Source organism: Chelatococcus daeguensis (genome assembly GCF_001887265.1).
In the GTDB taxonomy this organism is placed as follows: Bacteria; Pseudomonadota; Alphaproteobacteria; order Rhizobiales; family Beijerinckiaceae; genus Chelatococcus_A; species Chelatococcus_A sambhunathii.
Genome location: NZ_CP018095.1, coordinates 729,983 through 752,657 on the forward strand (window position 1 = coordinate 729,983; position 22,675 = coordinate 752,657).

Sequence of the window (22,675 nt, forward strand, 5' to 3'; positions counted from 1 at the left end):
CTGTCCCCTTCGGCATGGACGATCATGGTCGGGGAGGCTTCTGCAGGATGTGGGCCAGCGCGAAAACGATTTACGTATCAGTCGGATGGGCGGCGAGGGCGCAGGTGGCGCCCGGTCTTGTGTCCGGGTTTCCGAACATGGTGCGGTGCCGAAGGTTCGGGATGCCGAACATGCTGCCTGCTACTGCACCGCGATGCTGAGGCGGCGCATCTTTTCCCACAGCGTCGTGCGGCCGATGCCGAGGAGCCGGGCAGCCGCAGCGATCTCGCCCCCGGTCGCGGCAAGGGCCCGCACGATATGGCGACGTTCCGCCTCGAGCCTCGCATCCTCGAGGGAGCCGAAGCCGGACAGCCCCGGCCCGCCGTATTCCGCCAGGTCGGGAAAGAGATCGCCCGGCATGAGCCAGGCACCGAGCGCCAGGGCCATCGCCCGCTCCATCCGGTTGCGCAGCTCGCGGATGTTGCCGGGCCAGGCATGGGCCCGTGCCGCTTCCTCCGTCAGGGCGCTGATCCCCTTCACCGATGTCTCGTGACGTTCGGCGAATTCCGTGAAGAAGCGGTTCATCAGCCACGGAATGTCGTCGGGCCGGTCCCGGAGCGCGGGCATGCGGACGGTGACCACATTGATGCGATAGTAGAGATCCTGCCGGAAGCGCCCGGCTTCGACGAGAGCCGGCAGGTCCGCATTGGTCGCCGCGAGGATACGGCCGTCGAAGGCGACCGGCCGCTCGCCGCCCACCCGGTGGAAGCTGCGCTCCTCGATGAGACGCAGCAGCTTGGCCTGCAGCTCCGGACGTAATTCGCCGATCTCGTCGAGGAAGAGGACACCGCCGGCTGTTCGCTCCGCATAGCCGACGTGGCGCTGAATGGCGCCCGTGAAGGCGCCCTTCTCATGGCCGAAGAGCTCGCTCTCCATCAGGTCGGCCGGGATGGCGGCGCAGTTGACGGCGACGAAGGGCTTCGCGGCAGCCTCCGAGCGGGCATGCAGGAAGCGGGCGGCGACATCCTTGCCCGTTCCGGTTTCGCCGCAGATGAGGACGGGCGCCGCCACGCGGGCGAGGCGGGACAGCAGCCGCTCGACCTCGCCCATGGCCTGCGATACGCCGAGGACAGGCGTATCGTCGCCTGGGGTGGGGCGGACGAGTTCCGCCAGCCGCACGAGGAAATCCTCGAGGTCGAAGGGTTTCGTCACGTAGTTGGCGGCACCGGCACGCATCAGCCGCACGGCCTGGTCGATATCGCCGAAACCGGTGATAAACAGGAACGGCGGAGCATCCGGCCGTCGGGCGATCTCGCGAAAGAGGGTCTCGCCGTCGATATCCGGCAGCCGTATGTCGCAGACGACAGCCCGAACACGGGCTTCCCTCAGGGCCGAGACGGCCTCGCGCCCGCGCTGCCACCAGCGGACGGTGAGACCTTCGAGCGAGAGGCGCTGCACGAGGCTCTCGCCCATGATGGGGTCGTCCTCGACGAGCGCGATGGTGACGGGCTCAAGCGACATCGGACAGTTCCTCGCCGGATCGCAGCGGGATAATGAGCCGCAGCACCGTGCCGCCTTCCCCAGGGCGGTCAACCTCGATACGGCCGCCAAGCTCGCTCACGAGGCGCCGGGTCGTCCAGAGGCCGAGCCCGAGCCCGCCGTCGCGCAGCGGCGTCGCTGCTGCCGGCCCCGTAAGAACCTGCGCGGCCGCCTCCGGCAGGCCGGGACCTCGATCACGCACCGAGGCAACGAAAAGGTGGCCGCTCACCTCCGCTGACAGGACGACGCTTGCCCCTTCGGGTGAGGCCGCCACGGCGTTCAGCAACAGGTTGAGGATGGCTTGCCGCACGGGCGTACTCGGCAGCGGCACCGTGCCGTCGAGGCCGTTGTCGAGCAACACGCCGACAGCCTTGCGCCGCGCCTCCGGTGCAATCAGAAGTTGAAGATCGGCGAGATCCGACGCGGCGAGGTCGCGCGCACGCTTCTCCTCGCGGTAGGCGGCCAGCGTGGTGCGCACCACGTCTCGGATGCCGAGAAGACCACGGTCGAGCAAGCCGATGGCATTGGCGCGGACATGTGCGAGATGGCCGTGGGTTCTGAGCGTCGCAAGGGCGTTCAAAAGACCGCCGAGCGGGTTGTTGATCTCGTGCGCAAGGGCCGAGGCGAGGCGCCCGAGGCTGCCAAGGCGCTCCTCTTCGGCGAGCTTCTTCACGAGCGTCTCGCGCTCATCCATGGATGCCGCCAAAGCGTTGTAGGCGCGGAAGAGACGGCCGAATTCGCCACGCTGGCGCATGACGACATCCTCGGCGATGGGCACTGCGGAAACGCTGCGAGCAAGCCCCAGATGGTTGGTGAGGATGGTGACCGGTCGCATCATGCGCGCCATGAGGAACCAACCAGCGGTTGCCAGGACGAGCGTGAGCAGCCCGTTTGTCGCAACAAGTGCGAACATGACGCTGCGCCGCTCGGCGGCGAGATGCCGCGTGTCGAAGACCGCCTCGATGAAGCCGACCGTCTGCCCCGGATAGGACAGCTTGCGCACGGCCGTCGCCGTGTCAGCCCCTGCTTCGAAGCTGAAGCTGTCGGCACCGGCCACCTGCACGCGCTGGCGCTCCTCGTTCAATGATCCCACAGGATACCGACGCGGATCGGAGGCGGCGATCACCCGGCCGTCGGCATGGCTGACGACCGTCTCGAGCGGGCGCAGGCTCCTGTGCAGGTCCCGTGCGCGTTCGATCGCATCGAACACCTCCCAGGTATCGTCGCGCAGCATGGAGGGCGCGACAGCCGAAGACAGGCCGTCGAGATAGCTCTGGGCGAGATCGCGCAGGTGCCGCTCCTGCGTGTCGGCAAGCCGGGCGAGGACGCGTTCGGAGAGGATGAGGCCGACGAGCACCATCAGGCCGGCGACGGCCAGCGGCACCTTCGCTGTAATGGGCCAGGAGCGCGGATCGAGGCGGCCGAGCATCGTTCAGCCCGCCCGCGCCAGAAGGTCGACCTTGGCGGCAATCGCATCGAACAGGCTCGCTGGTTCGCGGGCGAAGCCATCAAGACGCAGCATGGCGAGGACCGCGTGGCCGTCCGGATCCGCCGGCATCGCAAGGAGCGCCCCGGCGAGCTTCGCGAGCCGGGTCTCGTCGAGTGGTGTGCGCGGCGCCGCAACGGGCGGAAAGGCAAGCCATTCCGATCGCCGCAGAACGCGCGTGCGCCCCGTCAGCTCGGGCTCGATCTGGACCATGACCTCATAGACATAGCCGTCGACCGAGCCCGATCCCGCGAGGCCGCTCGCCACAGCGCGGATGACGTTGCGATGGCCGTAGGTGAAGAATGCTCGGGCGAAGAAGCCTTCGGGCCGCACGCCCATCTCCGCCAGCAGGGCGCGCGTGACCAGGAAGCCGGAATTGGAATCGGGATCGGAGAAGGCGTGGATGCCGCCGGCGAGATCGGCGACGCTACGTGCCTCGCTGTCATTGCCGACGATGACATAGGATTGATACAAAGGGCGCGAGCGCCACAGCGGCACGGCGACCAGCTGCAGTTCGCTGCGGTGCGTGACGAACGGGTAGCCGCAGATCCACGCCGCGTCGATCTGGCGCGTGGTCAGGAGCGCCGTGATTTCCTGATAAGTCCGCCGCGTGATGAGCCTGACCGGATGGCCGGTGGCACGTTCGAGATAGCTCTGAAGCCGGGCGAGCAGCTCGAGATCGTTGTTGAGGAAGACCGGCGTCAGGCCGAAGCGGATCTCCCCGATGGGCGCGGCCTCGCTCGCGCCGGCCCGGCAAGCCACGAGGGCAGCGGCCAGAACGGCAATAACCCGGCGACGATCCGGCGGGGCCGAACCTTCCGCGCGCATGTCGCCTCCCCTCGTTCTTTGTTAATTGTACAAAATGATAGCCCCGACCATCCCAGACGGGAACCCCGGACAGTGCGCGACCGAGAACACTTGCGTCGCAGGTTCGAGGCCGCCGTCGGGGACTGACTGGCGAGCGCGTCCAGTGGCTCGGGCGAGGTCATGCAAAGTGGTCCGCAGCCTCGTTGCGGAGTCTCGGCACGACCGACAGCGTTGAGGACTGGCAAAGCTGCCTTGCCCTGGCGGATCGGCTCGGCTGGCGCCGCGTCGGGGCGAAGCTGGCTCCGGCATCTCAGCGGCCGATCAGGCGCATCTGACACACCGATGTGCGGCGGGGTCGATGTCCAGCCGCCGCATGCCGATTTCCTCGCCGCATTCGGTGCAATAGCCGTATTCCCCGGCTGCGAGGCGCGTCAGCGCGTGCTCGATGCGGACCTTCTGGGCCTTCAACCGGCGCTCGTAGGCCTGGGCCATGGCCTGCGCCTGCATGGCGTCCATGCGGCTGAGCCGCCCGACACTCTGCTGGTCGAGCTCGACAGGTGCCACATTGGCGGCCTGGGCCTCGATCTCCGCATTCGTTTCCTCCAGCGCCCGTTCGAGCCGGGGACCGAACAGTGCGCGCATTGTCCTGTCGTATTCCTCTCTCAATGGATCCTCCCTTGCCTTGCCATCCGTCCCGTCCGCGTCTGCGGGTAATGCCGAACTTCTCGCGCTTTCCAAAATAGATCGATTATTGCTCATAATTGTGCATTCTGCAGGGCATGTCGTCCGGTTTGTTTTAGCCTAAGTTTGAGCAAGAAATTGGTTTGTGGTTCAGAATAACACAGTGACCGGGTGTGAAAGGGCGTGTTCACCGGTGAGCCTCATGCGGCTCGACGCGTGATGGACTGGGATGGATTGCTTGTTGTTGTATCCGTGCGTTGACATGTTCGATGCCTCGATTGCGGTTGGGCCTCAGTGGCGCCTGCTGTTTCGGCTCGTTTCGCATCTCGTCCGCATGGCCGACGTCCCCTGCCAGATGCGACCGTCGTCCAATCCGGCAAGTACTCCGCCGTAGCGCGCTGAACGCCGCCTGCGTCCTCACCTATGCCCGGAGATCACGATGATGAATGCGGCCCCGCAGCCGCAAACGGCACGCATTGCACGCGCCTGCCCTTTGTGCGGAAACGAGAGGAAACGAAAGAAGCTGCAGCGCTATTCGGATGAGCGATGGTCGGTCGTCGCGTGCCCGATCTGCGACTTCGTGCATCTGTCGCACGCGCCGCCGCTCAAGGCACTGGAAAGCGAGCTTGCCTGGGAGAAGAGCTTTCATGTTGAGCGCGACAGGCGCAGGAAGCGCAATCCGCTGTGGCAGGCGCTGGATCATGCGACACGATGGAGGCTGAGACTCGGCCGGGCAGCGTCGCCTGCTGGAAGGATCGCGCGCTCCGCCGCGCGCGGCGCCGTGCTCGATCTGGGCTGCGGCACGGGACGCCATCTGGAAGACCTGCCGGAGGGCTACACACCCTATGGCGTGGAGATCTCGCGCGAGCTCGCGGAGATATCGGACCGGCTCTTTCGCGCGCGCGGTGGCCGCACGGTGCAGGCCTCGGCACTCGACGGATTGCGGGAGTTCGATGATGGCTTCTTCTCGGGAGCTCTGTTGCGTTCGTTCCTCGAGCACGACATCCGACCGTTGCCAATTCTGGAGGAGCTCAACCGCGTGCTCGTGCCGGGCGGTGTCGCGCTGGTCAAGGTGCCCAATTTCGCGAGCATCAACCGATTGATCATGGGGCAGCGCTGGTGTGGCATCCGTCTTCCGGATCATGTCAATTACTTCACGCCGGGAACGCTCAGGCGTATGGCCGGTGCGGCCGGCTTCAACGTGCGGTTCGATCTGCTGACGCTTGTGCCGACCTCGGACAACATGTGGGCGACATTGGTGAAGCCTCCCATCGCGTAGCGGTCGGCCCTTCTCGCTGTGTCCTAGAATCGCGCCAGCCGACGCAGTCGCGGCATGAGCACTCCCAGGCATGCCGCGGCGGCAAGAGCATAGGCCACCATGGCGAGATATTGCAGAGCAAGCGGCGCGCCCAGATCGAGTAGAACGCCCATGAGCCCCGGCGCGAGTGCCGAGGCAATGACCTGGGCCGCAAAGGCGACGGATCGGATCGCGCCGAGATGGCGCGTGCCGAACAGCTCCGCCCATAGCGCGCCGAGCAGCGTCGAGGCGCCCCCGTTGGTGAGTGCACCGAGGGCCATGAAGACCGGCACACTCCATGGCGAAGCCGACAGGGCGAGGACGGTGACGGCGCCCGCCATCGGCAAAAGGAAGAACGGCAACAGCCGGATCGAGCCGAAACGGTCGATGAGCCAGCCGGTGGACAGTGCCGTGACCACGCTCACGCTCGCATAGACCGGGAACCAGCCGGCGAACCAGGAAAGCGTCCAGCCCTTGTCGTCAACGAGATAGGCCTGATGAAAGAATATCCCCGTCATGACGAAGGAGGGCGCCACGACCGCGACCAGGGCGGCAAAGAATTCGGGACGGCGCAGGACCTCCCCGCGGGTCCACTGTTTCTGGCCGGTGCCTTCCGCCTCGCCGCCGGTCTCGGTGTGATCGTGCCGCGGCTCCCGACGCAGCAGGGCGAGCGTGAGCGGAACGGACACGGCACAGAGGACGAAGGCGCCGACGAGCCACGTCTGGCGCCAGCCTATCGCCGCCATGAGGGCGACGGCGGTCGCCGGCATGAACGCTTCGCTCACCGGAAATCCCAGCACCGCGAGCGACATCATGCGGCCGCGCCGCTTGATATACCACCGGCCGACGCCGGTGAGCGCCAGATGTCCCATTGCGCCCTGGCCGAACAGGCGCAGCCCGAACAGGATCGGAAGCAGCAGCCATGGCGAACGGACTTGTGACATTCCCATGCACATCGCGGCCAGGGCAAGAAGCGCGAGCACCGCCAGTCCGCGGATCCTGAAGCGGTCGGCGATCTTCCCGCCCCACATCAGAACGCAGGCGCTGGCGATCGTGCCCAGGCTGTACAGGGTGCCGAAGCCGCCGTCGGAGAGAGCGAGGTCGGCTTTCAGCCACGGCGCGAAGACCGCGATGAAATAGGTCTGCCCGAAGGCGGATGACATGGTCATCACGATGGCGGCGACGACGAATTCGGTCGGCGCCGGAGCGCGCTGAAGACCAGCCGACCGAAGACCCGGTGCGGGACGGGCCGCGCCCGCCTGCGGCCCGGCGGTGCCTGGTACATCAGCCATGGGCGAGGCCCACCGCCTGACGGGCCACGGTGCCGGAAGGGACGCAATGACGACCGGCGCCGGCTCCCGCAGGAGCGCACCGGACAGGAAGCGGTGCCGCGCGCACGCTGCAAGTTGGGCAGCCGTTGTCGAATGGTGGCATGGCCGTGAGCCTAGACAGGGGCGCGCCGGTAGGACAGTACGGGCAAGGCACGTCTGCCCTGCCTCCCCTGCAACCCGGAGCGCATCCTCCGCTTTCCTGATGCCCTACCGGAACATCATGATCGGGATCTTGCAGGAACGGACCATCTCGACGGTGGTCGAACCGACAATGAGGTTGCGGATGCGGGAGTGGCCGTAGGCGCCCATGACAAGGAGGTCGATGCCCTCGCGTTCGACGCTCTGGGCAATCACCTGTTCCGGCTGGCCGGGCACGAGGTCGGCTTTCGGCACGTAGCCCGCGGCGGCGAGCTGGGCCACGGCGCCGTCGAGCTTCTTCCGCGCGTCGGACGTCTCAGCGCCCACCATGAGCAGCCGGCAGGAAAGCCCGGCGAACATCGGGCTGCGCGCAATGTGGTCCACCGCCTTCAGAGCACTGGCGCCGCCGTCGAAGGCGACGAGGACGCGTTCGATTGGCCTGAAGGCGCGCGCCGCGACAAGTACCGGGCGGCGGCTGGCGCGCACCACACGTTCCAGGTTGGAGCCGAGGTGCAGCTTGGCGAAATCCGCTGCCTCGCCGCGCTTGCCGATGACCACGAGTTCGGCGTCCACCTCGCGCTCGGCGACCGTTTCAGTGAGATCGCCAAGGCGCAGGCTGGTCACGGCATCGATGCCGGCAGCGGCAAGGCGCGCCTTCGCTTCGTCGAGGACGAGACGACCGCGCTTCTGGGCAAGGCGTGCCTTCTCCTCGTCCAGGGCGGCGAGTTCGGCGAGCAGGGTGTCGCGGGCATCCGCCGAGAGGCTGCCGGTATAGTCCGCGGGAATGCTGGAGGTGTCGCGTCGGCCCAGGACATGCAGCACCTCGACTGAGGCGTCCAGGCGGGCGGCCGCCCAAGCGGCATGGTCGCAGACGCTTTGCGCATAGACGGAGGCATCGATCAGGGCGAGAAGCTTCGTCATGGCGTTTCCCCTCAATGGCCCATGAGGCGCTCAAGGGCGCCGGGCTTGTCATGGATGGCGAGCCGGTCGACGATGGTCTCGCTCGCTTCGTTGAGCCCGAGGATCTCGACCTCGGCACCCTCCCGCCGGAATTTGAGCACTACCATGTCGAGCGCTGCAACGCTGGAAATGTCCCAGATGTGGGCGCGCGAGACATCGATTGTGACCTTCTCCAGCGCCTCCTTGAAATCGAAGGCATCGGTGAAGGCATCCGCAGAGGCGAAGAAGACCTGGCCCTCGACGACATAGGTACGGTGGGTTCCGTCGGGCGACAGATATGATGTGACGCGGAAGATCTGGGCGATCTTCCAGGCGAAGAAGATGCCGGACAGCAGCACGCCGATGAGAACGCCGATGGCGAGGTTGTGCGTGGCGATGACGCCGAGGACGGTCGCCACCATGACGATGGAGGACGAGCGCGGATGGGTGGCGAGGTTCTTCAGCGACACCCAACTGAAAGTGCCGATCGAGACCATGATCATCACGGCGACGAGGGCGGCCATGGGAATCTGCTTCACCCAGTCGCCGAGGCCCACGCACAGGACGAGCAGGAAGACGCCAGCACAGAAGGTGGACAGCCGCCCGCGGCCGCCCGACTTCACGTTGATGACGGACTGGCCGATCATGGCACAGCCCGCCATGCCGCCGATGAATCCGGTGGCGAAATTGGCGATGCCCTGGCCGATGCACTCGCGGTTCTTGTCGCTCCTCGTGTCGGTCAGTTCGTCGACGATGGTGGCCGTCATCAGGGATTCGAGCAGGCCGACGGCGGCCACCGCTGCCGAATAGGGCAGGATGACAAGAAGCGTGTCGAGATTCAGCGGCACGTCCGGCAGGAGGAAGACGGGCAGTGTGGACGGCAGTTCGCCCATGTCGCCGACGGTTCTCAGATCGAGTCCGAGGCCGATCGAGACGGCGGTGAGCACGACGATGCAGACGAGCGGCGAGGGGATCGTCTTCGTGATGAGGGGCAGTAGGTAGATGATGGCAAGCCCCGCCGCCACCATCACATAGGTGAGCCACGGCACATTGGTGAGCTCCGGCAGCTGCGCCATGAAGATGAGAATCGCGAGGGCGTTGACGAAGCCGGTCATGACCGATTTCGAGACGAAGCGCATGACGTAACCGAGCCGCAGCAGGCCAGCGCCGACCTGCAAGACGCCGGCGAGCACCGTCGCGGCGAGCAGGTATTGCAGCCCGTGTTCCTTGACGAGCGTGATCATCAGTACGGCCGTTGCCGCCGTTGCCGCCGAGATCATGCCGGGGCGCCCGCCCGTGAAGGCGATGATGACGGCAATCGAGAAGGAGGCATAGAGCCCGACCTTAGGGTCGACGCCGGCGATGATGGAGAAGGCGATGGCCTCCGGGATGAGAGCCAGGGCGACCACGAGGCCGGCGAGAATGTCGGCGCGGATGTTGCCGAACCATTCGGTTCTGAGCCGCGAAAGGGAGGAGGACATAGAAACAGGGCTCCGTGCAGGCGCGCCGTTGGTCCGGCGCGGCAAGAGAGGTCAGTTTGTCGTGAAGGAACAGGAGAGAACGGGATGTCGCAGCGGCCGCCTGAGAGCACGCGATCGCCGACACGGCGCGGCCGAGCGGGGAACGCAGATACAGGCAGGAGAGCGCGTAGCTTACATCGGCTCGTTCGTCTCTGGGAACAAAGGCTGCTGCAGCGCAGCATCGATGGTGCGTGCATAGACAGGGCGGCGTGTCATTGCAAGCCCGTTGATCGGGCGGTCGGCAGCAAGACCAGGGCAGACCAGTCCCGGTGGCTGCGCCGGAGCGGCGGATTGCCAGGCGCAGGCTTCCCGACACGGCTGCAGATGAACGTTTCAAGGTTTCCCTTCACGACGCCCACACCCATGCCCGGCGATCGGCATTGATGCCGCGGGCCGATCCTGCGGCTTACCGCCTGACGACGATCGCGCTCCGACTAGGGTCGACACGAAGGCCGGCGGCAGCAGCAAGCATGGCGGCTGCCTGTAAGTTGTGTTGTTGCGCCGCGTTGTCGTTCAAACGTATATCACTTGCCATAAAAGTCGTTCGGGTCTCTGATATGCTGACGGGCGCCATGAATACATTATTCTTCACGCGTGAGATGACCCGACAGTTTTATATATTTCGAACTTGAGTTCTCTGCGTTTGGTTGTGAACGTCCGGGCGGGTCGATTCGGGAGCGGCGTTCCGGATGGGACACAACATTCCCCATCGCTGTTTGTCGCCTGGTCTGTAGCGGCATGTCGAATTGCGAGTGAGAGAATGATTCCAGCATCCGTTTTCAACAACCTGTCCTTCGGTATTTCCATGACAGCCGATCATCGGGCGCCGTGCTTGCCGCAGAGGCCGGGTGTGGGGCCGGGCAACGTAGGTTCGCCGGCCTTCCATCCTCCGGCTCCGGAGGTGGGGGCCAGGCTCGAGGAACAAATTCGAGAGGCCGCAACCTTCATCAATCAGATGTTTCCTGTGACCCGCGCCTGTTCGGATGTCGCTGGCGATGGGGAGCTGCGCCGGGAGAGGGCCGTGGATGGGGCGCGCAAGCATCGCCCGCGCCATCGCAAGATCTATCAGGTGTCGCGCAAGAATGACGACACTCCCGACAGGCTGCCGTCGTGGGACACGACGCACGGCGATCCCGTCTTTCGCATCGGTGCGGATGGACAACCACGTCAGGTCGGCTGGCGCACCGCCGACGGCACTTTGAAGAAGCTGGGTCTCGAGACGGGCGAGCCGAAAGGTGCCGGCAACCAGACCGGTCAGCCTCGCCGGGGCGGCGGGAGGCTCTACGAGACGATCAAGTGGGAACTGGACCATCCGCCGCCACGGCAGTCCGTCGGTTCAAAGGATAGCATCTTCCTCGTCCACCCGAATGTTGCCAGGGCCCTCGGCGGCGAGATCGGCGATCCCTCGATCCAGAGCAGAATCATAGATGCCATTCAGAAGAAGGGGATCGAGCCGGTTGCCACCGACTTTGAGACCTTTGCGCCCAACGTTCCGCTGAGTTGGGATTTCAGGTTCGACTTCAACGGCCACGCGCCGACGGGTGCGCAGGATCTGGCGCGCCGGGATGGGCGCCGCTTCAGGGATGACCTGGCTCTCTACATCTATGAGAACAATAGTAATCCCCACAATCGCCCCATGGTTATCGACTCCGCAACGACGTACATACTTGTTTCTGATGTCCCTCATGGCGTCATCGGTCAGGCCGCTCCTGGCAAGGCGTACATGATGATCGCCTTCAATCATCTCGATGATGGTGTCCTCAAGCATGAGTTCGGCCATAAGTATGAACTGATGCACGACGATGACGATGGGGTCATGTATCCCTTCGTCCGGAAGCATCAGAACACGAACTATACCGATCAGAACAAGGCTGACATGGTCGGCCCGCTATCGAGGGCATTGGGCTATGATCCGGAAACGGGAAACGCGCCGCCGAACAGCTGATCGCCGCGAGGGAGGCGCCAGCGACGCCGGCGATAGGAAAAAGGCGGCGAGGCCGAGCCCCCTATCGTCCATGCGATGACAAGGTTGGGAACGGAGCCGCTGCTCGATGCCCGAGCCGGTCGCCGGAGCCGGCGCGGGGGTGTGGCGGAAACCCGCTGGGGAGGGCTGCGGTTGCCTCACAGGCCGCCGACGCAGACGTATTTGATGTTCAGGTAATCGTCGATCCCATATCTGGAGCCCTCGCGCCCGACGCCGGATTCCTTGACCCCGCCGAAGGGCGCGACCTCGGTGGTGATCAGCCCCTCGTTGATGCCGACGAGGCCGTATTCGAGCGCCTCCGAAACGCGGAAGGCACGGCCGAGGTCGCGCGTGTAAAAGTAGCAGGCGAGGCCGTATTGCGTGTCGTTGGCAAGCTGCACGGCCTGTGCCTCATCCTCGAAGCGGAAGAGAGGGGCCAGCGGCCCGAAAGTTTCCTCGCGGGCGACGGCCATGGCCGGCGTCGCATCCGCGATCACCGTCGGCTCGAAGAAATTGCCGCCGAGGCTCTGGTGGCGCCGGCCGCCCGTGAGCATGCGGCCGCCCTTGGCGAGGGCGTCGGCGATATGTTCCTCCACCTTGGCGACCGCCTTCTCGTCGATGAGCGGGCCCTGCACGACGCCGTCCTCGAAGCCGTTGCCGATCTTCATGGCGGCCGAGGCTTTGGCGAGGCGTTCGGCGAAGGCGTCGTAGATGCCGTCCTGGACGAGGAAGCGGTTCGTGCAGACGCAGGTCTGGCCGGCGTTGCGGTACTTGGCAATCATGGCGCCCTCGACGGCTCGGTCGAGGTCGGCGTCGTCGAAGACGATGAAGGGCGCGTTGCCGCCGAGTTCCATCGACACCTTCTTCATGGTGCGTGCCGCCTGTTCGGCGAGCTGCTTGCCCACCTCGGTCGAGCCGGTGAAGGTGATCTTCTTGACGAGGGGGTTCGACGTCAGCTCTCCGCCGATCTGCCGCGCCGCCCCGGTGAGGATGTTCACGACGCCGGGGGGAATGCCTGCCTCCTCGCTGAGCACGCCCCAGGCGAGGGCTGAATAGGGCGTCTGTGAAGCCGGTTTGACGACGATGGTGCAGCCGGCGGCAAGCGCGGCCCCGAGCTTGCGCGCGATCATGGAGGAGGGGAAGTTCCACGGCGTGATGGCGCCGACGACGCCCACCGGCTCCTTCGTGACGAGGATGCGCCGGTTCTGCCACGGCGAGGGGATGACGTCGCCGTAGATGCGCCGGCCCTCCTCGGCGAACCACAGCACATACGCAGCCGACATGCCGACCTCGCCGCGCGCCTCAGCGAGCGGCTTGCCCTGCTCGGCTGTGAGGATGCGGGCGAGATCCTCCTTGTTGTCGGCGATGAGTTGGGCGAGGCGGCGCAGGTGATCGGCCCGCTCGGCCGCGGTCTTTGCCCGCCAGGACGGAAAGGCGGCATCGGCGGCCGCGATGGCTCGGGTGGTTTCGGCCGCTCCGGCGTTGGGCACTGTGCCGAGGAGCCGGCCGGTCGCCGGATCGGTGACCGCGATGGGCTCGCCGGCCGAGCTGTCCTTGACCCATTCGCCGCCGATGAGATTGGTGGAGCGGAAAAGCTCGGGGCGCTTCAATCGGGGCTCTGTCTGCATGGTTGTTCTCTCCAACTGCGCTCGCTTGCCGGCGCGCGCATCTCGACGGCACTGGCGGGCGGAGGTGAGGGCAGCGCGCTTCCAGCATCCTCGAAGGGCAATGTGGCGCTGGCAAGGGCCATGAAGACAATCGGGACCTGCGCCCTCGGCGTGGGCGGGGAGCTACGGGCCCCGTTTTTCAGCCGGCGACGGATCCTCGAAATAGACTACCATCCTGAGATGGCGATGTTCATCGACCATCAGCACCTCGTGACGAAAGGTGCGATGCCTGCCGTGCGGATCGATGACGGCCCTGATGCCGCGGCTGTAGCTGTCCATGGTCGGCTGCTCGAACCAGCGCCGGAAATCCGCCGACAGGCTCTTGAGCTCGCCGATCAGCGATGCGAGCATCGGGCTCTCCGGCGCGGCGGCGACATCGTAACGGAACTGGGCGAGCAACCTTGGCGCATCCCGATGCCATGCCGGCAGCCGCCGGCGCAGGTCGGGGTCGGCGAAGAGCATGCGCATGATGTTGCGGTCCGCCTGCTCGCGGCCGGAGAGGTCGAGCAGCCGGTCGATAGCCGCATTCCAGGCGATCACGTCCCAGCGCAGGTTGACGACACAGGCCGGCCGCGCGGCGAGATCGTCCAGCATCTGCTGTATGAGCGGGCTGACCGAGAGCCACTGATAGTCTTCGAGCGGCGGTGGGCGCCGATGCGCCAGCAGGAAGAGGTGGCAGCATTCCGCGTCGTCCAGCCTGAGGGCCTTCGACACCTTGAGAAGGAAATCCTCGGAGACCTGAATGTCGCGCCCCTGCTCGAACCACGTGTACCAGGTCAGTCCGACGCCAGCGAGGGCGGCAACCTCCTCGCGCCGGAGACCTGGCGTGCGTCGCCGACCCGTCGAGGCGAGGCCGACGTCGGCAGGCGTCAGCCTGCGGCGGTGGCGTATCAGGAAGTCCGACAGGTCGCTTCGTGTGCGGGCGAGGGTTCGGTTCGTCAGGGGATTGCTCCAAGTAACAGGATAACTTCCAATATTGTAACAGGATGATGTCGTGCCGACAGTCCTCCGACAAGGAGGCAACATGACATCTCGCTGCGACATCGACATTTCTCTTCCAGACGCGGTCCTGGGCGACGCCGCGACGGTCCCGTCCTCGGCGCGGCTGCGGGAATGGCTGGGCCTTGCCCTTCTTTCCCTGCCGACGATCTTGCTCGGGCTTGATCTGACGCTGCTGCATCTGGCGCTGCCAGCGCTCGCCGCCGACCTGCAGGCAACGAGCACGCAGGCGCTCTGGGTCATGGATGCCTACGGTTTCCTGATCGCGGGCTTTCTCGTCACCATGGGCACCCTGGGTGACCGCATCGGGCGTCGCCGGCTCCTGATGATCGGCGCTGCCGCCTTTGCCGTCGCTTCGGTCGCCGCAGCCTTCTCGCCCTCCGCGCCGATGCTGATCGGGGCGCGTGCGGCGCTCGGGATCGCAGGCGCGACGCTGATGCCGTCCACCCTGGCGCTCATCAGCAACATGTTCGTCGCCCCCCGCGAGCGGGCGTTAGCGATCGGTGTCTGGGCCACCATGTTCGCGGCCGGCATGGCTCTGGGACCGATCGTGGGCGGCGCCCTGTTGGCGCATTTCTGGTGGGGCGCCGCATTTCTCTTGGCCGTCCCCGTCGTTGCGCTGCTGCTCGTCCTCGCCCCGGTCCTGTTGCCGGAATACCGCGCCCCGCGCGCTGGCCGCCTCGACCTTCCGAGCGTCGTCCTGTCACTCGCCGCCATGCTGCCGGTCATTTACGGCGTCAAGCGGTTCGCGAAGGACGGGCCCACGCCCGAGGCAGCCGTCGCCGTGGGGCTCGGGGTGCTCGTCGCGCTCATCTTCGTGCGGCGGCAGCGGCGTCTCGCGGACCCGCTCGTCGACATGAGCCTGTTCGCCGAAAAGGCGTTCGGCATTGCGCTGGTGGTGCTGCTCTTCGGCCTTGTCGCCGTCGGGGGCACCATGCTGCTCGTCACGCAGTACCTGCAGCTGGTGGCCGGCCTTTCGCCGCTCGTCGCCGGTCTCTGGATGGGACCGCCGGCCGTGGCCATGGTCGTTGCCGGCATCGGCGCGCCGCTTGTCGCGCGGCGCGTCAGGCCGGGGTATGTGGTCTCCGGCGCGCTTGCTGTGTCTGTTGCCGGCTATCTCATGCTGACGCAGCTCGAGGGCGGCGGTTCGGACCTGGGGCTGCTGGGCGCCGGCTTCTCGTTGGCCTATCTTGGGCTCGGGGCGATCGCGGCGCTCGGTACGGATCTCGTCGTCGGTTCGGCGCCCCCCGAGAAGGCGGGGTCGGCATCTGCATTGTCGGAGACAGTGCAGGACCTCGGCGCCTCCCTCGGCGTCGCCGCGCTCGGCAGCCTCGCCACCGCCGTCTATCGCGGCGCAATGGCGGGGCGGGGGACGGAGACGCTCGCCGGCGATGCGCGTGAAGCGGTTGCGGACAGCCTCTGGGCGGCCTCCGCCATCGCCGGCAGGCTGCCGGCCGGGCTGATCGACGAGGCGCGGGCCGCCTTCATGGCGGGCTTCACCGCTGCCGCTGTCGTCAGCGCCGTATCGGTCGCCATTCTCGCGGTGCTTGCCGCCGTGGCGCTGAGGCATGTCGGCCGCCCGGGCGATTGAGCGACCGAACGGGGTGCGCCTCAGGCCGATTGCAAGCGATTGGGTTTCAGGCACCCGTATCGGGGGCATCCCGAATGGCAGGCAGGGGTAAGCGGGCATTGCGATCAAATCGCGCGATTATATCGAGCGGGAGGACTAGGGACGCCTTGCATGGCCGCAAACAAGGATACGCATCGCGGAAGTCAGCCTGACGTCGGCGGGCTGCAACCTCGCCCACGAGGCGGCCTGCGTGCCGGCGAGGATCTTGGAGATGACCGGCATGTCGCCGGGCGAAGTCGCTGAGAGTCGTCGAGCGCTGGCGGCGTTGCGCGAAAAGCTGCACGTTGGTTTGCCGGACAGGGGCTGACGCAGCAGCGGCCGGCGCGGCGACCGGAGCATGGGACAATGATGAGGGGCGAGCCCTGCCACGGACGGCTGGGCCCGCCCGGATGAGCTTGCCGTCAGGCGGCGCCTACCGGCTGACGGTGGATGAACCACAGCTCGATCGCGGCGAGGACGGCGACGATCACGCCCGCGATCACGTGCGGATAGAACGCCGCAGCGATCCCGGTGAAGCCGAGCACCCACGGCGAGATCAGCGCCCAGATGCCGAGCGCCAGGTTCGCCCATTCCTCCCATTCCGCGAAGGAGACGAGCGCGCCGATGGCGATGAGCGCGATCGCCGCCCCAACGAGCCAAGCGTTCCAGGAGGCCGCTGCCTCCATGGTGAAGCCCAGCACCCAAGGGCTGAGTGCGAGGCAGACGCCGACGAGGGCATTGCCGACGTCGAGCGCCGTATGCTCCGTCTTCCTCATCATTCTCGCTGGCATGACACTGCTCCTTCCTTGACACACCGGTCGCCCGTGACGCGCGCAGCCGGCCTTCGCCGTGGCAGGGCCGCAAAGCCGCGCCGCCGGCGCGGCCAGCGAACATGTAAGGTGAAGGAGAGGGACACGTACTGCGTCGTCCTCATGGCCACATCCTCCGGTGGAGGACCGTGCATGGGCGACATCTCCGGACCCCGGTCCGGCTGCGGCCCGTGTCACGGTGACCGCTTGCTCTTCATTTAGCCGGGAAAGCCTTACTTTTCAAGGGTTATGGGGATCAGTCCATCACGGCATGGCCCGGTTCGCCCTTGCGGTCGGCAGGTCCGGCCGGCGCATCATCAGGAGCCGTAGCACGGACAGGAGCAGCACGGTCGTCATGGTCAGCGTCGCGACCGAGGCTCCTGTGTCCAGTAGCTCTCGTTCCAGAACGAATGGGCGAGCATCATGATACCCGTGAGCATCAATGAGACGCGGGTCGGGGCGAAGACAGCCGGCCGGCGACGAGCATGGCGATCATGGTGCCGACCCCGTGCGGCGCCATCAGGAGCCCTACGGTCGCAGCCGAATAGCCGCCGAGCATTCGCAGATAGGGCGAAAACGATCTGGAAACAGCGCTATTGAAGCGGTTGGAGCATGCCTCCACTGGCTCGGCGTCCTCGCGATGGCATGGTTCAGCATTGGCTGGAGGCGGACTTTCCGTGCGGCAGGATGGGCGCGTCCTCGTCATCGAGTACACGTTCGGCCGCGCCGTCGAGATCCTCGTACTGGCCGCCGCGCAGCGACCAGAGGAAGACGGCGAGCCCGACGAAACCGAGGCCCAGCGACAGCGGGATGAGGTAGAAAAAGTCGCTCATGCACGTGCCTCCGACATCCGGCCGACGCGCCGGCCCGCCTCTCGGGCGCCGCCGTCGGCACGGCCGAGGCGCAGCGCATTCGCAACCACGATCACCGAAGAGGATGACATGGCCACGGCGGCGAAGAGCGGTGTCACGAAGCCGAACACCGCGAAGGGCAGGGCGATGGCGTTGTAGATCAGCGCGAGGGCCAAGTTCTGGCGGGTCAGCGCTTGCGCCGCGCGGGAGAGGCCGAGGGCCGCCGGCACGGCCTCGAGCCCGTCGCGCAGGAAGACGAAGTCGGCTGCGTTGCGGCCGATGTCGGCGGCCGTGGCCGGTGCCATCGACGCATGCGCGGCGGCGAGCGCCGGCGCGTCGTTGAGCCCGTCGCCGACCATCAGCACCTTGCGGCCGTCGGCGGCGAGCGCGGCGAGGATCGCCACCTTGTCGCCCGGCACGAGGTCACCGGCGCATTCGGTAATGCCGAGCTCGGCGGCAAGGCGCAGGACCTCATCACTGCGGTCGCCGGAGAGGAGGACGATCCTGAGCCCCTCGGCCTTGAGCGCCCGCACCGCCTGCTGCGCGCCCGGCCGCAGTCGGTCGGCGAATGAAAAGCCGGCGACGAGGCGGCCGTTACGCGAGAGGACGGTGCCGGTGATGCCGCTGGCGTCGCGGAGCGCCCAGGCCGCGCGGCCGAGGCGGTAGACATGGCCGCCCGCGGTCGCCTCGAGCCCGAGGCCGGGATGTTCGCCGACGCTGTCGAAGACGGGCGCCAGCCGCACCCGGTCCTGCGCGGCGGCGGCGATGGCGCGCGCGTGGGGGTGGCGCGAATGGGCGGCGATGGCCGCGGCGACCGCAAGTTCGGCCGGTGCAATGTCGCCGGCATTCGTAAGCGCGAGGATGCCCTGCGTCAGCGTCCCCGTCTTGTCGAAGACGACGGTGTCGATCTCGGTGATGCGCTCCAGCGCGCCTCCGTCCTTGACCATAATGCCGGCCTCGAAAAGGCGGCGGGCGGCGACCACCTGCACCATCGGCACGGCGAGCGCCAGCGCGCAGGGGCAGGTGATAATGAGCACGGCGACAGCGACGGTGAGCGACTGGTGCCAGCCGCCGCCGACAAGCATCCAGCCGAGGAAGGTGACGAGCGCAGCCGCATGGACGAAAGGCGCATAGAGAGAGGCCGCGCGGTCGGCGAGCCGCCGGTAGCGCGAGCGTCCACCTTCCGCCGCCTCCATGAGGCGCAACATCTCGGCGAGGAAGGAATCCTTTGCCGCCGCCCGTGCCCGCATCGTCACCGGCCCGGTGAGGTTGAGCGTGCCGGCCTCCACGGCGGTGCCGGGGCCGGCCTCGCGCGGCAGGCTCTCGCCGTTGACGAGCGAGCAGTCGATGTCCGATTGCCCGGCGATGATCTCGCCGTCAACCGGGATGCGTTCGCCCGCGGCCACCATCAGCGTCATGCCGGGAGCGATTTCGGAGAGCGGCAGGTATTCCTGCCGTCCGTCGCCACGGACCACATGGGCGCCGCGCGCGGCGAAACGCGCGAGGCCCTTGACGGCGGTGCGTGCCCGCTCGCGCATGACATGATCGAGCGTGCGGCCGATGAGCAGGAAGAAGATGAGCGATACGGCTGCGTCGAAATAGGCATGAGCACCGCTGTTCACCGTGTCGTAAAGGCTCATGCCGAAGGCGATGAGGATGCCGATGGAAATCGGCACGTCCATGTTGGTGCGCCCGTGGCTGAGTGCGTTCCAGGCGGAGCTGAAGAAGACGCGGCCGGAATAGGCGATGGTCGGCAGGGCGATGGCGGCGGAGATGAGGTGGAAGAGGTCGCGTGCGCCGGCCTCGGCGCCGGACCACACCGCTACTGACATCAGCATGATGTTCATCGCGCCGAAGCCCGCCACCGCGAGCGCACGCACGAGGCTGGAGAGCGTCTCGTCGCGCTCGTCGGCTGCCGGGTCGTCGAGATGGGCGGGATAGCCGATGGCCGCAAGCGTCGGGACGAAGGCGCTCGGGTCCGCCGCCTCGCGCCAGCGCACCGAGACGCGGCGCGTGGAGAGGTTGACGCGCGCGCCCTCGACGCCGTCGATGCGCCCGAGCGCGTTCTCGACCGTGCGCATGCAGGCACCGCAATGCACGGCCGGAACGGACAGGTCCGTCTGCCACAGGCCCTCGCCGATGCGATGGCTGGCGAGGACGATCTCCTCCCGCGAGGGCCCTCCTTCAGCGGCCGCGGGCGCGGCGGCGAGGGCGAGCGTGGCCGGCCCGCAGCAGCTCATGGGGTCATTCCTCCTGCGCGATGGCCTTGTAGGCGTGCCAGGTGCCGTGGCCGAGCACCGGGAAGGTGATGATGAGCCCGAGGAGGCCCGTGACGAGGCTCGCTAGGAAGAGCGCGAGCACGATGGCGCCCCAGGCGAGCATCACGGGCAGATTGTTCCACACCAGCGCCATGCTCTTGCCCATGGCCGTGAAGGCATCCACGCGCCGGTCGAGCAGCATCGGGATTGAGAAGGCGCTGATGGCAAAGGAGAAGGCAGCGAACAGTGCCCCGACGAGGCTGCCGACGACGAGCATGGCAAGGCCGAGCGGTGTGCCGAACAGCATCGCCGTGATCGGCCCGAGGCCGGGTACGAAGGGCTGCCAGCCGAAAAACAGCGCGTAGATGATGACGGCTGCACGCATCCATACCAGCATCAGCATCATCAGGAGCGCGCCGGTGAAGAGGATCTGCCCCGTCGAGGCCGCCTTGACGAAGATCATACCGGCAAGGCTCGCCCTTCGCCCCTCGGCAAGGCGCCGGCTCTTTTCGTAGAGGCCGATGGCGAGCACCGGTCCGACCACCATGAACCCAGCCAAGGCTGGGAAGAGGATGTAGTCGAATCCGAAGGCGAACAACCCCCAGATCGTGATGACTGAGACGGCGAAGACGAGAACGCCGTAGGCGAGGCTCGCCCCTGGCTGCACCGTGAAGTCCCGCCAGCCCTTCCGGAGCCAAGTGAGGGCCTCCGACGCAGGCAGTCCGCGATCGAGATCGACGCGGGCGGGCTTGACCGGCGCTTCGTGCGCGACTGTGCTCATGTCCTTTTCCCTCGCTCCGTCCGCTCAGCACGATGACTTGGCCGCGCGGAAGGCGCCTTCGCCCCCGCCCGGCGCCTTCAGATGGGCGACGCAGTCCGGCTGCGAGGACAGCGCCACCGCGACGAGATGCGCGTTCGCTCCGATGATCACCGCGGCCGCCACCGCGACGATGAGGAAGGCCGTGAGGCGCCCCCGCGACAAAGGCTTGCGGGCCGGATCCCGATGTCGTGTCCTCGCCGTCATGGGTCACTTGCCTCCGCCGAGGTCGAGCACGTAGAGCGTGAGGATCTTGCGGTCGAGCTCCGAGAGCCGCGTCTCCCACGCCGGCATGTGGCCCTGGCGACCACCGTAGACGGTATTGAAGATCGACTGGCGGTCCCCGCCGTAGATCCAGAAGCCGTCCGTCAGGTCAGGAGCCCCCACGTCGGTGCTGCCCTTGCCCTCCGGCCCGTGGCACGAGGCGCAGTTGGCGTCATAGACCTCCTTGCCCGCGACAATCACTTCTTTTTCCGGCCCGCTCGCGAGGGTCGGATCGCTCAGCGACTGCACATAGGTGACGACGTTGAGCACGGCCGCCCTGTCGAGCATCTGGTCGCGGCCGAAGGCGAGCATCTGTGCGATGCGGCCCTCGGGATGGCCGCTGTTGATGCCGACACGGATCGTCTCGGCGATCGCCTCGGGCGTGCCGCCCCACAGCCATGCACCTGCCGTGAGGTTAGGATAGCCGGGCCCGCCCTTGCCGGCGGTGCCGTGGCAGACCGCGCAATTGTCGCCGAAGAGGGCGCGGCCGCTCTCGCGCACCTTCTGCATCAGGCCTGCATCCGCCTGGATGGTGGCATAATCGTCCTGCGCGATGCGCTGCGCCCAGCTGCGCTGGCGCGCGGCCTCGGCGACGCTCTCGCGCACGATCTCGCGCTGGTCGATACCGAGCAGGCCCTTCGTATAGGTCACGCCGAGCGGCCAGGCCGGCATCAGCACCCAGTAAACGAAGGCGAAGAGGGCTGTGACGGAGAGGAAGAACCACACCGCTTTCGGCACGGGGGTGTTCAGTTCCTTGATGCCGTTCCACTCGTGCCCGGTCATCCGCTGACCGGTGTAGGGATCGTGCTCGCCTACCGACATGGCGTGTCCTCGTCGTCGATGATGCTCTTGGCAGCTTCCTCGAACCGCTCCTTGTTGGAGGGCCAGAAGGTGTAGGCGACGACGGTGATGGCCATCGCCATGAGGTAGAAGAGGCCGTAGGATTTGGAGAACGCGACGAGCGTGTCGTGGTCGATCATGGCTTCGCCCCTTCGGTCGATGCGGTCTGCTGGTGGGCGGCGTCCGTGAGGCGGCCGAGCACCTGCAGGTAGGCGACGAGCGCATCCATCTCGCTCACCCGCTCGGGCTTGCCATCGAAGGCGCGCACGTTGGTAGCCTCGCCGTAGCGGGCGGTGACGCCGGCCGCGAAGGGGCCGTCCGGCATCGCCTGGCCATAGGCGTCGGCGGTGGCGTTGGCGATCATCTCGTCCGTATAGGGCACGCCGACCACGCGCTGGGCGGCGAGATGGTCGGAGAGGTCGTTCACCTTGAGCGGCGTCTCGGCGAGCCAGCGGTAGGCCGGCATGATCGATTCCGGCACCACGTCGCGCGGGTTGATGAGATGCGCAACGTGCCAGGCATCGGAATACTTGCCGCCGATGCGGGCGAGGTCCGGCCCCGTGCGCTTGGAGCCCCAGAGCATCGGGTGGTCGTATTTCGACTCGACCGCCAGCGAATAGGGTCCGTAGCGCTCCACCTCGTCGCGCAGGGTGCGGATCATCTGCGAGTGGCAGGCATAGCAGCCCTCACGGATGTAGATGTTGCGCCCCGCGAGTTCGAGCGGCGTGTAGACGCGCATATCGGGCGCCTCCTCGACCGTCTCGTCGATGGTGAAGAGCGGGGCGATCTCCATGAAGCCGCCGATGCTCGACACCACGATGATGGCGACGACGAAGCCGATGGCGTTGCGTTCGAGCTTTTGATGGATGCCGAACATCTCA

The 22,675-nt window shown here is 66.8% G+C and carries 20 protein-coding genes; 3 read left to right on the top strand and 17 right to left on the bottom strand.

Annotated features, from left to right (window positions below; translation table 11 throughout):
- Positions 1–180 precede the first annotated feature (180 nt).
- From BOQ54_RS03390 to BOQ54_RS03405, 4 genes are all read right to left on the bottom strand, one after another.
- On the bottom strand, positions 181–1,500 hold the full coding sequence (locus tag BOQ54_RS03390; protein ID WP_055460279.1) for a sigma-54-dependent transcriptional regulator: 1,320 nt from the start codon (positions 1,498–1,500) through the stop codon (positions 181–183).
- Positions 1,490–2,947 (bottom strand): ATP-binding protein, encoded by a 1,458-nt coding sequence (locus BOQ54_RS03395; protein ID WP_071923280.1) that lies wholly within the window; start codon positions 2,945–2,947, stop codon positions 1,490–1,492. The genes BOQ54_RS03390 and BOQ54_RS03395 overlap by 11 nt, the downstream gene beginning before the upstream one ends.
- A gap of 3 nt (positions 2,948–2,950) precedes the next feature.
- A complete protein-coding gene (locus BOQ54_RS03400; protein ID WP_072249525.1) occupies positions 2,951–3,832 on the bottom strand; it encodes a PhnD/SsuA/transferrin family substrate-binding protein in 882 nt (293 codons plus the stop codon).
- A gap of 300 nt (positions 3,833–4,132) precedes the next feature.
- Positions 4,133–4,453 (bottom strand): TraR/DksA family transcriptional regulator, encoded by a 321-nt coding sequence (locus BOQ54_RS03405; protein ID WP_055460281.1) that lies wholly within the window; start codon positions 4,451–4,453, stop codon positions 4,133–4,135.
- A 478-nt stretch (positions 4,454–4,931) separates the two neighbouring features.
- Here BOQ54_RS03405 and BOQ54_RS03410 point away from each other — a divergent pair, with 478 nt between their 5' ends.
- The gene (locus tag BOQ54_RS03410) at positions 4,932–5,771 is read left to right on the top strand and encodes a class I SAM-dependent methyltransferase (RefSeq protein WP_063187335.1); all 840 of its coding nucleotides are present in this window, start codon (positions 4,932–4,934) and stop codon (positions 5,769–5,771) included.
- Between the two features lie 23 nt (positions 5,772–5,794).
- Here BOQ54_RS03410 and BOQ54_RS03415 read toward each other — a convergent pair whose 3' ends face one another.
- From BOQ54_RS03415 to BOQ54_RS03425, 3 genes are all read right to left on the bottom strand, one after another.
- The gene (locus tag BOQ54_RS03415) at positions 5,795–7,081 is read right to left on the bottom strand and encodes an MFS transporter (RefSeq protein WP_083585891.1); all 1,287 of its coding nucleotides are present in this window, start codon (positions 7,079–7,081) and stop codon (positions 5,795–5,797) included.
- Positions 7,082–7,327: 246 nt separating this feature from the next.
- Positions 7,328–8,179 carry a universal stress protein gene (locus BOQ54_RS03420; protein ID WP_063187337.1) on the bottom strand — a complete coding sequence of 284 codons (852 nt, stop codon included), beginning with the start codon at positions 8,177–8,179 and terminating at the stop codon, positions 7,328–7,330.
- Positions 8,180–8,190: 11 nt separating this feature from the next.
- Positions 8,191–9,678, bottom strand: coding sequence for a SulP family inorganic anion transporter (locus tag BOQ54_RS03425; protein WP_063187339.1), 1,488 nt, complete (start codon positions 9,676–9,678; stop codon positions 8,191–8,193).
- A gap of 799 nt (positions 9,679–10,477) precedes the next feature.
- On the opposite strand from BOQ54_RS03425, the gene BOQ54_RS03430 reads away from it, so the two are divergent.
- Positions 10,478–11,662, top strand: coding sequence for a hypothetical protein (locus tag BOQ54_RS03430; protein WP_145979720.1), 1,185 nt, complete (start codon positions 10,478–10,480; stop codon positions 11,660–11,662).
- Positions 11,663–11,838: 176 nt separating this feature from the next.
- Here the strand turns inward: BOQ54_RS03430 and BOQ54_RS03435 are convergent, their stop codons facing one another.
- Together BOQ54_RS03435 and BOQ54_RS03440 are read right to left on the bottom strand one after the other, a co-directional pair.
- Positions 11,839–13,308: an NAD-dependent succinate-semialdehyde dehydrogenase gene (locus BOQ54_RS03435; protein ID WP_071923282.1), complete on the bottom strand. Its 1,470-nt coding sequence runs from the start codon at positions 13,306–13,308 to the stop codon at positions 11,839–11,841.
- Between the two features lie 162 nt (positions 13,309–13,470).
- Positions 13,471–14,373: a helix-turn-helix transcriptional regulator gene (locus BOQ54_RS03440; RefSeq protein ID WP_245316281.1), complete on the bottom strand. Its 903-nt coding sequence runs from the start codon at positions 14,371–14,373 to the stop codon at positions 13,471–13,473.
- Here BOQ54_RS03440 and BOQ54_RS03445 point away from each other — a divergent pair.
- A complete protein-coding gene (locus BOQ54_RS03445) occupies positions 14,372–15,937 on the top strand; it encodes an MFS transporter (RefSeq protein WP_083585892.1) in 1,566 nt (521 codons plus the stop codon). The two genes, BOQ54_RS03440 and BOQ54_RS03445, sit on opposite strands and share 2 nt — an antisense overlap.
- A gap of 440 nt (positions 15,938–16,377) precedes the next feature.
- Here BOQ54_RS03445 and BOQ54_RS03450 read toward each other — a convergent pair whose 3' ends face one another.
- The 8 genes from BOQ54_RS03450 to ccoO form a co-directional block, all read right to left on the bottom strand.
- Positions 16,378–16,734 carry an SPW repeat protein gene (locus BOQ54_RS03450; protein WP_055460289.1) on the bottom strand — a complete coding sequence of 119 codons (357 nt, stop codon included), beginning with the start codon at positions 16,732–16,734 and terminating at the stop codon, positions 16,378–16,380.
- A 680-nt stretch (positions 16,735–17,414) separates the two neighbouring features.
- Positions 17,415–17,597, bottom strand: a complete 183-nt coding sequence (ccoS, locus tag BOQ54_RS03455) for a cbb3-type cytochrome oxidase assembly protein CcoS (RefSeq protein WP_055460291.1) — start codon at positions 17,595–17,597, stop codon at positions 17,415–17,417.
- Positions 17,594–19,855, bottom strand: coding sequence for a heavy metal translocating P-type ATPase (locus BOQ54_RS03460; RefSeq protein WP_055460292.1), 2,262 nt, complete (start codon positions 19,853–19,855; stop codon positions 17,594–17,596). The genes ccoS and BOQ54_RS03460 overlap by 4 nt, the downstream gene beginning before the upstream one ends.
- A gap of 4 nt (positions 19,856–19,859) precedes the next feature.
- Entirely contained in the window at positions 19,860–20,654 is a 795-nt protein-coding gene (locus BOQ54_RS03465) for a DUF2189 domain-containing protein (RefSeq protein WP_055460293.1), read from the bottom strand.
- Positions 20,655–20,678: 24 nt separating this feature from the next.
- Complete coding sequence (locus BOQ54_RS03470; protein WP_055460294.1) at positions 20,679–20,897, bottom strand: hypothetical protein; 219 nt, start codon at positions 20,895–20,897, stop codon at positions 20,679–20,681.
- A 3-nt stretch (positions 20,898–20,900) separates the two neighbouring features.
- Positions 20,901–21,776: a cytochrome-c oxidase, cbb3-type subunit III gene (ccoP, locus tag BOQ54_RS03475; RefSeq protein WP_063187357.1), complete on the bottom strand. Its 876-nt coding sequence runs from the start codon at positions 21,774–21,776 to the stop codon at positions 20,901–20,903.
- Positions 21,767–21,934 carry a cbb3-type cytochrome oxidase subunit 3 gene (locus BOQ54_RS03480; protein ID WP_055460296.1) on the bottom strand — a complete coding sequence of 56 codons (168 nt, stop codon included), beginning with the start codon at positions 21,932–21,934 and terminating at the stop codon, positions 21,767–21,769. Before BOQ54_RS03480 ends, ccoP begins: the two co-directional genes overlap by 10 nt.
- Entirely contained in the window at positions 21,931–22,671 is a 741-nt protein-coding gene (gene ccoO / locus BOQ54_RS03485; RefSeq protein ID WP_019403445.1) for a cytochrome-c oxidase, cbb3-type subunit II, read from the bottom strand. The genes BOQ54_RS03480 and ccoO overlap by 4 nt, the downstream gene beginning before the upstream one ends.
- Positions 22,672–22,675 lie beyond the last annotated feature (4 nt).